The 12530-nt window shown below is 66.7% G+C and carries 6 protein-coding genes; 5 read left to right on the top strand and 1 reads right to left on the bottom strand.

Annotated features, from left to right (window positions below):
• The first annotated feature begins 131 nt into the window (after positions 1-131).
• From R2B67_RS21285 to R2B67_RS21300, 4 genes are read left to right on the top strand one after another with little or no spacing between them, the layout of a single operon-like run.
• Positions 132-2285 carry a DNA methyltransferase family protein gene (locus R2B67_RS21285; protein ID WP_317820255.1) on the top strand — a complete coding sequence of 718 codons (2154 nt, stop codon included), beginning with the start codon at positions 132-134 and terminating at the stop codon, positions 2283-2285.
• A gap of 53 nt (positions 2286-2338) precedes the next feature.
• Positions 2339-3973 (top strand): class I SAM-dependent DNA methyltransferase, encoded by a 1635-nt coding sequence (locus R2B67_RS21290; protein ID WP_317820257.1) that lies wholly within the window; start codon positions 2339-2341, stop codon positions 3971-3973.
• The gene (locus R2B67_RS21295) at positions 3966-5171 is read left to right on the top strand and encodes a restriction endonuclease subunit S domain-containing protein (RefSeq protein WP_317820259.1); all 1206 of its coding nucleotides are present in this window, start codon (positions 3966-3968) and stop codon (positions 5169-5171) included. Before R2B67_RS21290 ends, R2B67_RS21295 begins: the two co-directional genes overlap by 8 nt.
• On the top strand, positions 5168-8389 hold the full coding sequence (locus tag R2B67_RS21300) for a type I restriction endonuclease subunit R (protein ID WP_317820260.1): 3222 nt from the start codon (positions 5168-5170) through the stop codon (positions 8387-8389). Before R2B67_RS21295 ends, R2B67_RS21300 begins: the two co-directional genes overlap by 4 nt.
• 71 nt (positions 8390-8460) lie before the next feature.
• On the opposite strand, the gene R2B67_RS21305 is transcribed toward R2B67_RS21300, so the two are convergent.
• Positions 8461-9861, bottom strand: coding sequence for a hypothetical protein (locus tag R2B67_RS21305; RefSeq protein WP_317820261.1), 1401 nt, complete (start codon positions 9859-9861; stop codon positions 8461-8463).
• Positions 9862-10711: 850 nt separating this feature from the next.
• Between R2B67_RS21305 and R2B67_RS21310 the strand changes: the two genes are divergently transcribed.
• Positions 10712-12499: a class I adenylate-forming enzyme family protein gene (locus R2B67_RS21310; protein WP_317820262.1), complete on the top strand. Its 1788-nt coding sequence runs from the start codon at positions 10712-10714 to the stop codon at positions 12497-12499.
• Positions 12500-12530: the final 31 nt, after the last annotated feature.

Below are 12530 nucleotides of genomic sequence, written 5' to 3' on the forward strand. Positions count from 1 at the left end.
GGTTATCGAAGGACGGAAGGTATCGAGTTCAGGCTGTGCTCTAGGGTGTGGGACATCCCCGAATCCACCGCACCATCTGGTGTCAGGGGTCAGGCAACACCGATGCCTGTCGACTGAGAGGAGGGAACGCCGTGACGGATGCGCTCTTTCGCGGGCCTGCCGCCGGTGCCGCGGCTAGCGCCTTGCTCTCGATGCCCGAGATCGCTGCGTTGGCACAGGTCAAACGGCCGGTCGTATCGACGTGGCGCCGACGCTACACGGACTTTCCGGCGCCCGTGGCCGAGATGGCCGGCCGCGTTCAATTCGATGGCGAGGAGATCGCGCAGTGGCTCCTCGCCACGGGGCTCGGCAATGCGGATCCGGCTCAGCTGCGCGCTGAACTCGTGCTTTACAGCCTGGCCGCACATGCGGACCGCTCTGATGCGCTGCGTACGGTCGACACCATTGGCGCACTGCTCTCTCTGCGGTACCTCGATGAGCAGCCCCTGGCCGGGGAGAACGGCGAGAAGGTGACGGCGCCCCAGCGACTGTGGGACGCGATCATGCACCGCGCTGAGCGCATCGACCCGGACGACGAATTTCTCCTGCGGGAGCTTCAGGCTGCAGGCAAGGACGCCGTTCCGCTCGTCCACCTCGCCGAGGACATGATCGAGGCCGCCTATGGCGAGCAAGGAGCCTACGAGTGGCTGCTTGCCTCGCGCTCACGGCTCGGCGCCACCACGCTTGCTGCCGATGCTCTGGCACCGGAGCTCCTGAACCTCCTGGTACAGCTCGCAGACCTGCGCCCCCGCCTCGGGCGAGGTGAGCGAGTCACGCTGGCCGACCCGTACGCCAGGGCAGGAGACGTCCTGGCGGCTCTCATCCGCGAGGCGGAGGAACCGGAGAGCATCACTGCCTTGGCAGCAGACCCCGACGAGCGTCTGGCCCGGATCGTTCGCCGTCGCCTCCTGCTGGCTGGCATCGACGAGTTCGCACTCGACGTGCAGACCGGTACGGATCTGGAGGAAAGGCTCGCCGACCCACAGATCGTCGTCACGCAACTTCCGTATCGCCCCGGCGAGGACCGATCTGTGCTGAGCGCGCTGGCAGACGTGGAGCGGATTGCAGACCTGCTCGGACCTGGGTGCACCGCCATCGTGCTCGGCCCCGCCGATGCCCTTGTTGACGCACTGATGGGCACCGAGGAGTCCAAACTGCGTTCGGCCCTGTTGCGGCGCAACCTCGTCGAGGCTGTCATCTCTCTGCCTGCCGGCACTCTGCCCTATCGGCCCGCGTATCGGCCGGCCCTCTGGATCTTCACGCGTGAGCCGGTTTCGGAAGCGGAGGGGTACGTCCTTCTCGTCGACATCAGCGCGGAGGCGCTCACTGAGCGCGTGAGTGCTCGACTTGCTGAGGACGTCCTGCTGTGGAGGGCGGAGGGCTTTCAGGGGCTCGGAGGTCATGACCCCCGCTACGGGCGAGTTGCACGCATCGCCGAATTGGACCGGGCGTTCGGAGGCCCGCTCACGCCTCCGGGCCCGCCGGCCTCCCAGATCCTGGCGCGCACGGTCATGGAGCGTCCCGCGTTGATCGCCGAGGCCGAGACCCGACTGGAGCGCGTCGCTGAGGAAGCCCGGGCCTATGGCGAACAGCACGGCCCGTTCCGGGGGCGCGTCCAGCGACGCATGGGTCGCCTGCCGGAGCGAACGACTCTGGGAGCCCTGATCAAGCAGCGGCGGGTGACGAAGCTCAAGGGCCACCGTGTCGATGAGACGGACATCAGTGGTGCAGGCCACCACTCCGTGATCGGCCCGGAGGAGATCACCGGGTTCAGTCCGATCGGTGCCCGCCGGATCGACCGGCTCGTGCTGGCCGCGAAGTACGACCGCGTGGCACTGACCGAGCCCGGCGACCTCGTCTACACCGTGGCCCCCGAACTCGGGCTCTACGTTGACCACGAGGGCTTCAAGGTCGTCACCTTCCCGGCGCGTGTACTGCGTGTCCGCGACGACGATGAACGGCCTTTGACGCCAAGCGTGCTGGCCGCGCTGCTCCGTGCCGCTCGTGCGACCAGGCGAAGCCCGAGTGCGGTGCGCCCCCGCCGTATCGAGGACTACCAGCTACCGGACCTCGAACCGGACGACATCGAGCGCTTCGACGCGCTCCTGGCAGAGATGGAACGGCGTGGACAGCTGCTGCAGGCCCAGGCCGACGCACTCGACGAGGCGAAACGGCTGACAATCGCCGGCCTGGCCGACGGCACCCTCACAATCGACGAAGCCGCACCGAATCGCTCCAAGCTGTAACCCTGTTGAACTTCTGAAAACCGACGCCACCAAGGAACCAGGAAGAAGGAACGATGCCTCCGCGCAAGCGAGCCACCGCCGGTCAGGGCGAACTGCCCGGAGTCTCCAGCACCAAGGAGATCCAGGACATCCTGTGGAAGGCCGCCGACAAGCTCCGCGGCTCCATGGACGCCGCCCAGTACAAGGAGTTCGTCCTCGGACTGGTTTTCCTGAAGTACGTCTCCGACGCCTTCGCGGAGCGGCGCGCCGAGCTGGCCGCCGACCCCGAGCTCGCGGAGATCCCGGAGCACCGCCGCGGTGCCTTCCTGGAGGAGCGCGACGAGTACACCAAGAAGGACGTCTTCTGGGTACCGCAGACCGCCCGCTGGGACTACATCGCCGAGAACGCGGCCAGCGCGGAGGGCGGCGTCGGTAAGCTCCTCGACGACGCGATGGACGAGGTGATGAAGGCTAACAAGACCCTCACTGGCGTCCTCCCGAAGATCTTCAACCGCGACAACGTCGACCAGAGCCGGCTGAAGCAGCTCGTTGATCTGATCAGCGACGCCCGCTTCACCGGGCACGGAGACCGCCCGGCACAGGACGTGCTCGGCGAGGTCTACGAGTATTTTTTGGAGAAGTTCGCGAGGGCCGAGGGCAAGCGCGCGGGCGAGTTCTACACCCCGGCGAGCGTGGTGCGCCTCATCGTGGAGGTCCTGGAGCCGTACGAGGGCCGTGTTTATGACCCGGCCTGCGGCTCGGGCGGCATGTTCGTCCAATCCGGCAAATTCGTCACCAAGCGGCGCGGCCGCGACCACAGCCACGACATCGCGGTATACGGCCAGGAGGCCAACGAGCGCACCTGGCGTCTGGCGAAGATGAACCTTGCCATCCATGGCATGGATCCCAAGGGTGTCGGTGACCGCTGGGGCGACACCTTCGATGACGACAAGCTGCCTGACCTCAAGGCCGACTTCGTCATGGCCAACCCTCCGTTCAACATGTCTGACTGGGCGAGGAAGACGGACGATCCGCGCTGGAAGTTCGGCGTGCCGCCTCAGTCCAACGCCAACTACGCCTGGTTGCAGCACATCGTGTCGAAGCTGGGTGACCGCGGCTCGGCTGGCGTAGTCCTGGCGAATGGCTCCATGTCTTCCAAGCAGTCCGGGGAGGGGGAGATCCGTGCAGCGTTGGTTGAGGCCGACCTGGTCGCCTGCATGATCGCGCTTCCGGGCAACCTGTTTCGGACGACGGCGATCCCGGCTTGCCTGTGGTTCCTGACGAAGGACAAGACTCCGCAGGGCATCAAAGCGATGGAGGATCGCCGTAGCCAGGTCCTGTTCGTCGACGCCCGCGCGATGGGCACGATGATCGACCGCACGGAGCGCATCCTCCCGGACGAGGACCTCGAGAAAATCTCCGATACCTATCACGCATGGCGCGGCACCAAGTCCGCAAAGGAGAAGGGGCTCTCGTACGCGGACGTACCCGGCTACTGCTACAGCGCCTCGCTGGAGGAGATTGCTAAGCACGATCACGTGCTCACGCCGGGGCGTTACGTCGGCGCGGCAGAGGCTGAGGAAGATCCGAATGCGGAGCCGGTGGAGGAACGTATCGGACGCCTGACCAAGGAACTCTTCGCGCACCTCAATGAGTCGGCCCGGCTGGACGCGGTGGTTCGGAAGCAATTGGAGAGGGTCGATGGCTGAGCGAATGGTGTCGCTTGCAGAGCTGGTCGATGAGAAGCAGATTGAAGTCGGTGCTGGACGGCCTCGATCGGTCGACCAGGAACTCCCCATTTTGAGGGTTGCCGATGTCTTGGATGGCAAGATTGGGTCGCCCGATTTCAGTCCGCCCCTAGAGGGTTATTCTCGGGATCATGGCCCAAAGGTTTCACGCCCTGGAGACATTGTCCTCACCGTCAAGGGAACTGTGGGTAGGGTTGCCTTGATTCCGAGAGAAGGTCCACTTTATGCCTACAGTCCGCAGCTGTGTTATTTTCGGCCGCGCGTGGATGGCCCGCTGGTGGCACGATATCTGTACTACTGGTTCAGGGGTGCCGATTTTTGGATTCAGGCGAATGCCCTAAAGGGTCAAACCGACATGGCGGACTTCATTAGTCTGGGTGACATCTTGTCACTCAAGCTGCGGGTACCCTCTCGGACGCAACAAGAGGTTGTGGCTGATGTCCTTGGAGCGCTGGACGACAAGATCGCGGTCAACGGGCGCATCGCCAGTACCTATGAGCAGCTACTCCAAGGGAAATTCGCGAAGCTCGGCCTAGCGGATGAGCCGTGCGAGGGCACCTCGATTCTGGTGACAGATCTCGTTGCGTTCAACCCGAAGACGGACAAGCCGGCGGCGGTGGAGCCGGTCTACGTAGACATGGCGGCCCTTCAGGTGGACCGAGCCGGAATCCCGTCGTGGAGCCGACGAGAGCCGAAGTCCGGCTCACGTTTCACGAACGGCGACACCCTCCTCGCTCGAATTACTCCCTGCCTCGAAAATGGCAAGACTGGCCATGTTGACTTCATGGCTGACGGTGAAATCGGGATCGGTTCAACTGAATTTATTGTCATTCGTTCCCTTCCCGGAGTTCCCAGCCAGCTCAGCTATTTCCTGGCTCGTGACCAGCGATTTCGTGAACATGCCATTCGAAATATGGTGGGTTCGTCCGGCCGGCAACGAGTGAGCGCAGCTGCAGTTGCGACTTATTTCGTGAATGAGCCGGATGCTGATGCGCTCGCATCATTCGGCGCGGACGCCGCTGCCGCCTTTGCGCACATGAAGTCGCTGGAGAGTGAATCCCGCACCCTTGCCGCCCTCCGTGACACCCTGCTCCCCCAACTCATGTCCGGAAAACTCCGCGTCCGTGACGCGGAGCGGATCGTGGAGGACGCCGTATGACGAGTGCCCGCGCGAAGCGTGACGGCAAGATGACCGAGGCCACCTGGGAGGGCCTGGCCATGGATCACCTTGCCGAATTGGCCTGGGAAGTGAAGAAGAGCGAGGACATCGCTCCCGGAACCGGGCAGCGGGCGGACTGGGACGACCTCGTTCTGCACGACGAGCTCAAGGCAGCCATCGAGCGGCTGAACCCCGACCTGCCACCCAAGGCCGTCCGTGATGCTCTTCGCATCGCGACCGACGTGCGTTCCGCGGAGGCGTACCCGGAGAACAAGCAGGCGCATTCCTACATGGTCTCCGGGATCCGACTCACGTACACCGACGACTTCGGCGCTGAGCAGACCCCGACCATCCGCCTCGTCGACTTCAACAACGCTGATGGGAACACGTACTTCGTCGTCAACCAGGTCACCTTGCGGGACAGCAACGGCGAGCAACGCCGCTTCGACGTCGTCCTCTACGTCAACGGTCTTCCGCTTGCCGTCGTCGAACTGAAGAGCGCCGCCGCCGAGGACGCGACACTCAAGGACGCGCACGCGCAGATCCAGACGTACGTCGCCGAGTTTCCGATCGCGTTCCGCTACAACGTGCTGTGCCTCATCTCGGACGGCATCACCGCGAAGTACGGCACGGTCTTCACGCCGTACGAGCACTTCGCCCCGTGGAACGTTGACGAGGATGGCAAGCGCGTCGACACCAACGCGCCCGACTACGACGGCCTGGAGGCGTTGAACCTCGCCCTCTACGGGCTGTTCACCCAGTCCCGCTTCCTCTCCCTCGCGGCCAACTTCGTCAACTTCACGCCGACCGGCAAGCGGATCGCGAAGCCGCACCAGTACTACGCCGTCACCAAGGCCGTGAACGCGATCATCGAGGCGTCCCGCAGCAATGGCCAAGCCGGCGTCGTCTGGCACACGCAGGGCGCCGGCAAGTCCGAGGAGATGGTGGAGACCTCCGCGCTGGTGTCCCGACACCCGGCGCTGAACAACCCCACCATCGTCGTGGTCACCGACCGCAACGACCTCGACGACCAGCTTTACGAGACGTTCCGGGACAGCACGACCCTCCTCCGCCAGGCACCCCTCCAGGTGACCACCCGCGAGGAACTGCGCACCGAGCTGTCGAGTCGACGCACCGGCGGGATCATCTTCACGACGCTGCAGAAGTTCGGGCTCACTCCTGAGGAGAAGGCCACCGGCGTCAGCCATCCGCGGCTCTCCGAGCGCCGCAACATCCTGGTCGTCGTCGATGAGGCGCACCGTTCCCACTACGACAGTCTTGATGGATACGCCCGCCACCTGCGCGACGCGCTCCCGTATGCCACGTTCATCGCCTTTACTGGCACCCCGATCTCCAAGGCCGAAGCCGACACCTGGGCAGTGTTCGGGACGGAGATCGACCGCTACGACCTCAAGCGGGCCGTGGACGACGACGCCACCGTGCGCGTCTACCACGAGCCGCGGGTCATCGACGTCTCCCTCCCGCCTGGCATCGACCCCGACGTGCTCGACGAGCAGGCAAACGCCTTGACCGAGGGCATGGACGACGCCGAGCGCCGCCGTGCCATGCAGAGCGCCGCCACCATGAACACGGTGTACGGTGCAGACGACCGCATAGCGACGCTCGCCGACGACCTGATCGAACACTGGGAGCAGCGCCGCGAGCTCATGAAGCCGCAGATCGGCGGCCCGGGCAAGGCGATGGTCGTATGCGCCACCCGCGAGATCTGCGTGCGGCTGTACGACGCGCTCGCGGAGCGGCGCCCCGGCTGGGCGAGCGACAAGGTCGACGAGGGCATCATGAAGATCGTCTTCCACAGCGACCCTACCGATCCGGAACTCCTCCGCAAGCACGGTCTGCGCAAGTCTCAGCAGAAGACGGTGCAGAAGCGCGCCAAGAACCCCGATGACGCACTCGAACTACTTATCGTCCACTCGATGCTGCTCACCGGGTACGACGCCCCGCCCATCCACACCCTCTACATGGACCGCCCGATGCAGGGCGCGAGCCTGATGCAGGCCCTCGCCCGCGTCAACCGTCGCTTCCGTGGCAAGCAGGACGGCCTCCTCGTCGGCTACGCCCCGCTGACCGACCATCTCACGAAGGCGCTCGGCGAATACTCGTCCGGCGATCAGCGGGACAAGACGCTCGGCGCGGACATCGAGCGAGCGATCACTCACGTCAAGAACGAACTCAAAGAGATCAAGGGGCTTCTGGCCGGCAGCCGCTGGAAGGAGTTCCTCGCTGACACCACGTACCCGGAGCCCCGCAAGCGTGCCCTGCGGCTGGTCTCCAACTACCTCCGCGACCCGAAGACCCCCGGCAACCAGGTGGAGGGCGACGCCAAGCCGTTGTCCACGAAGTTCAAGGAAAGTGCCTACCGCCTGGAGCGCTACTACCGGATCTGCTCCATGAGCCGGGAGATCGTCGAGCGCTGTGAGGACCTGGAGGACTGGCGGCGCGACATTGCCTTCTTCACCGAGGTCCGTGCCTGGATGGTCAAGCTCGACGCTGCCGACCGGGAGGCGAAGGGGGAGCCGCTCTCCGCGGAGGTCCAGCTCTACCTTAAGCAGCTCGCGGCCTCCGTCGTTGACGCCGACGACATCACCGACCTGTACGAACAGGCCGGCATAGGCAGACTCGACATCACCCACCTCAACGAGGCGCAGCTGCGTAAGCTGGAGAACTCCGAGACGCCGCACCTCGTCGCCGAGGCTCTGCGGCGCCTGATCCAGCAGAAGATGCGCGAGGTCACCAAGCACAACATCGTCCGCCACGAGAGCTTCGCTAAGCGCCTGGACGATCTGATGAGGCGCTACATGCTCCAGCAGCTGACCAGTGCCCAGGTGATCGCCGAACTTGCTGCCATGGCGGCTGAGATCTCGGCGGAGGCCCGCCGCGGCGAACGTTTTGACCCGCCGTTGAGCCATGCCGAGCTCGCCTTCTACGATGCCGTCGCGCACCGCAACATGGCTGAGCTCATCGCGGGCGGAGGTGACACCCTCGCCCGGATCGCCCGCGCGCTCGTGACGGACATTCGGGAGAACCTGTCCGTCGACTGGCTTTCCCGGGAACCCGTCCGAGCGAAGCTCCGCTCCCGTATCCGCCGCGTGCTCGCGAAGTTCGACTACCCCCCGAAGGGGGAGCACGACGCCGTCGACCTGGTCCTCAAGCAGATGGAGACCTTCGCGCAGGAGTGGGCGCCCAAGGCGAAGTAGGTATGGCCCCCGGCATGGTTGGCGGGGTGCTGAGGAGAGATCCGGTCGCATGGTACGTGCCAGCGGCCGGATCAGTCCCGAGCGTCAGGGTCAGGAGCGCCTCGCCGCCATTGCTCCAGCACCAGCCAGAAGTCACGGGGCCAGGACATGGTTCGAGGGTCGAAGGAGTAGTTCTCGAGCGTTGTCGATCTCCACAGGACCTCGGCGTGCTCTGCTTCGTCCCCAAGGAGTCGGGCGGTCGCCAGGTGGCCGCGCGCTGCGCCGTAGTTTCGGTGCTCCGCGGCGTTCACGAGAGCGGGCCAGAGCTCCCACACCAGGAACTGTTGTAGGGCTCGCAGGTGATCGCCGGCCTTCTGACAGAGCGAGTCGGCAACGTTCCGGTCCACCTCGTCTGCCTGACGGTCGAGTTCATAGAGCTTGTCGTCATCCCAACCGTGCTTTTCGACGAGCTCCTTCCAGAAGGTCCAGGAGCGCTCTGCCTTGGCACGCGCGTAATCTTCCAGCTCCTCCCGAGTGAGTCGGGGAAATTCCAGATCACCTCGCGTCTCTAGGTCGGAAGTGCTCGACGTCGGACTGGCCTCGTCGCCGTACCTGATCTGCGTGAGGACTTCCAGCAGGGGAAGCGAGGACTCGACCTCCTCGTCACGGACCAGACCGCAGATGTCGGCGATGTCCTGGGCAACCTGGTTCCAGTCGCTCTCTGCGATGTGGTTGTCGAGATCATCGGCCAGCCAGTCCGCCGAGCCGCGGCCACGGAGATCGTCCAGAAGCTTCTCCACCTTGGAATCGAGGCGCTCTTTGACCGCCGCAGGGGTCTCCCGCTCGCGCCGCGCTGCCGCCTCCTGCTCCGCGCGCGCGGCGGCGTCTCGCTGTTGGTCGCGAGACGTCCGGGCGGAGGGAAGGCGGGTCTGCAGGGCCCGCATCTCCTCAGCCTTCACCGGGTCGATCTCATCCAACAGCTCAATGGCCTGCATCCGGTGGCCGGCTTGAACGATCGAGTCGGACGCGACGCAGCACAGCAGACCCGTCGCGTCCTTGGGGGCGCGCTGCCCCACGGCGACGGCCAGGGCGAGACGATCTTTGCTTGCCGCACCCGGGTGTGCCGCAAGCCGCTCCAGAGCTGTCGGTACGTAGCCAGCAGGATGCTCGTGCTCGGCGAGGGCCAGACCGACTCGCATACGTGTGGTGAGCGGGGCCGTCTCGTCCTGGGCGAAGAGGTGAGCGGTCCACACGGCCCATCCCTCACGCACCGCGTCCGCCAACCAGCTCCAGCCATTCTTGGGCAGCAGGTGTCGGGCTTCCGCGTAGCCGACGTCGTTCGCGCGGTGCACCAGGGCGTCAGCTGCGCGGTGCCGCAGACCTGCCGGGAGGCCCTTGGTGCCTGCGACGTAGCAGAGGCCGACGGTGTAGTCGGCGCTGGAGTACGCCGGCCGATCGACATTGACCCCGGACAACCGCAGGATGCGTCGCAATCCCTCGTACCAGGGTCCTGGAGCCTGAACCATGAACGTTGCCGCAGCGAGTGCAGAACCTCCACGAACCATGCACGCTGTCAGAGCGGATGTCCGCCAGGCGTCACCGAGTGACTCGTCGGCCAGACGGACAAGGCAGGTTGTGACGAAGTCATCTGGCTGTCTGAGCTGGGGTGGTACGTCGCAGTCCGGCAGTAGCTCGGGCCTCTCCGCGCCCACCATGTCGTACCCCCTTGATCGACAGCCGTGGGCATCCTAGCTCTGTAGCGCTCGGGCCTTGTCGCGACGATGTTCGTGGGGCGCGTGACGGATACAGCGACCGAGCGATCCCTTGGTCCGGATGGTTGGGGTGGATACCAGCTTCCCGGAGCCGTGCTCGTGTCGCGCGGCAGCGCGCAGGTGAGTGAAGAGGTGCCTCCCGCTCACTTGATCGACGGGACTCCGGAGTCGAGAGGCAGTCTTTGCGGTGCACGAACGGATGCCCTCGCTGACCTGCAGCGTTTTACTGAGCGTTCTCAGGTTGGGAGGCATGCGTTCTGAGTGAGGCTGATGATTACCCGCTGACCTGCAGCGATGGGGTTTTCTCCAAGCCCCACGAAGGCACGAAGGCGTGACCGGACGTGCTGATGTCCGGCCATGGACAGCGTAGCGGATCTGTGCCGGTGCCGAGCCGGTGCAGGGGCGGGCCGCGGTCGTCCTGCCCGCGGACACGGTCCGAGCTGCGGTTTCTCGCCGGACGCGGGCAGGAGGGCAGGCCGGTGGCCTCCCTGCGGCCCCCGCCGCCTTGGCGCCCCCGGGCCGTCCGCATAACGTCACCCCTACCGAGCCAGCGCGAGAAAGGCCGCAGTCCGTGCCGCACACCGACCCGCCCCCGACCGGGCCCCAGGACTCCGAGCGCGCCGAGCGCATCCACGCCCTCCTCACCGGCCCCGGTGCCCCCTTCGCCGTGGTCCGGGGGGAGCGGGGGGTGCTGGAGTACGCCGACGGGCCGCGTACGCTTCGGGAGTTCGTCGAGACGGCCTGGGCCTATGGTGACGCGCCGTTCCTCATCGCCGGTGAACGCCGTTATTCGTACGGGGAGTTCTTCGCCGCCGCGTCCGCCCTGGCCGTCCGGCTGAGCGAGCGGTACGGGCTGCGCCCCGGTGACCGGGCCGTTGTCGCGATGCGGAATCAGCCCGAGTGGCAGATCGCCTTCTGGGCCGTCCAGCTGGCCGGGCTCGTCGCCGTACCGCTCAACTCCTGGTGGACCGAGGGTGAGTTCACCTACGCCCTCGACGACTGTGAGCCCGGGGTGCTGCTCGTCGACGGTGAGCGGCTGGAGCGGGTCGCGGGGTGGGCGCGGCGGGCCGGGGCGCGCGTGGTTGTTTTCCAGGGCCCGCACGGGGAAGGGCCGCACGGGCGGGAGCCGCTGCCGGACGGCGTACGCGTCGAGCGGTACGAGGACCTTCCCGCGCCCGACCCCCTGGCCGCGCCCCCCGACGTGGAGCCCCGGCCCGAGGACGACGCCACGATCCTCTACACCTCGGGCACCACCGGCCGGCCCAAGGGGGCGGTGGCCACCCATCTCGCCCAGGCCGGGGCCGCGCTCAACCCCCGGTACCAGGCGGCCGCCTCCGCGCTGGGGAGGGGGGCCGTCCCGGGGATGGGGGCGGCGCCGGTCTCCCTGATGACGTTCCCCTTCTTCCACGTCGCCGCGTTCACCAGCTTCTACGGGGTGATCGCGGCGGGCGGCACGCTTGTTTTGATGGACAAGTGGGATGCGGACGAGGCCCTCCGCATCATCCGCGCCCACGGCGTCACGCACTTCGCGGGGGTGCCGACGACCGCCCTCCACCTGCTGGACGCCGCCGAGCGTACGGGGGACGAACTGGCGAGCCTCGCCCTCTTCAGCACCGGTGGCGCCGCGGCCCCGCCCCGCCTGGTCGCCCGCCTCACCGCCCGGTACGGGGAGCGCGTCGAGCCCCGTAACGGTTACGGCCTCACCGAGACCAGCGGCGGCGTCCTCGCGAACATCGGCGCCGAGTACCGGGCCCACCCCGGTGCCGTCGGCCGCCCGACCCCCGTGACCGAGACACGGATCGCGGGCCCGGCGGGCGAGGAGCTGCCCGAGGGGGAGGCGGGGGAGCTGTGGCTGCGCGGGCAGTCGCTGTTCCGCGGCTACTGGCGCGACCCGGCCGCGACCGAGGCGGCGTTCCGGGACGGCTGGTTCCGTACGGGGGACCTCGCCGTGGCGCGTGAGGGGCGCATCGCGGTCGTCGACCGGCTCACGGACATGGTGGTCCGGGGCGGCGAGAACGTGTACTGCGTCGAGGTCGAGGGCGTCCTGCACGACCACCCCGACGTGCGCGACGCCGCCGTCCTCGGGGTCCCGCACCCGGTGCTGGGGGAGGAGGTCGTCGCCGTCGTCCGGCCGCGTACGGGTGCCGGGGTCACCGCCGACGTCCTGCGCGAGCACGTCGGCCGGTCCCTCGCCCGGTTCAAGGTGCCGGCCCGGGTACTGCTCACCGACGAGCCGCTCCCGCGCAACGCCACCGGGAAGGTCCTCAAGCACGAGCTCCGGGACCGGTTCCCCGCCCGTGAGTCAGAGCCCCGTGAGTCATCAGGACATCGCGAGCCATCAGAGCCCCGCCCGCGATGACGGCCCCGCCCGCGATCAGGGTCCCGCGCCG

The sequence above is a fragment of the Streptomyces cyaneofuscatus genome (genome assembly GCF_033109485.1).
GTDB lineage: Bacteria > Actinomycetota > Actinomycetes > Streptomycetales > Streptomycetaceae > Streptomyces > Streptomyces cyaneofuscatus.

Excerpts from the sequence above, each read along its gene's own strand:
- R2B67_RS21295 (WP_317820259.1), top strand. The coding sequence starts at position 3,966 with ATGGCTGAGCGAATGGTGTCGCTTGCAGAGCTGGTCGATGAGAAGCAG.
- R2B67_RS21290 (WP_317820257.1), top strand. The coding sequence starts at position 2,339 with ATGCCTCCGCGCAAGCGAGCCACCGCCGGTCAGGGCGAACTGCCCGGA.
- R2B67_RS21300 (WP_317820260.1), top strand. The coding sequence starts at position 5,168 with ATGACGAGTGCCCGCGCGAAGCGTGACGGCAAGATGACCGAGGCCACC.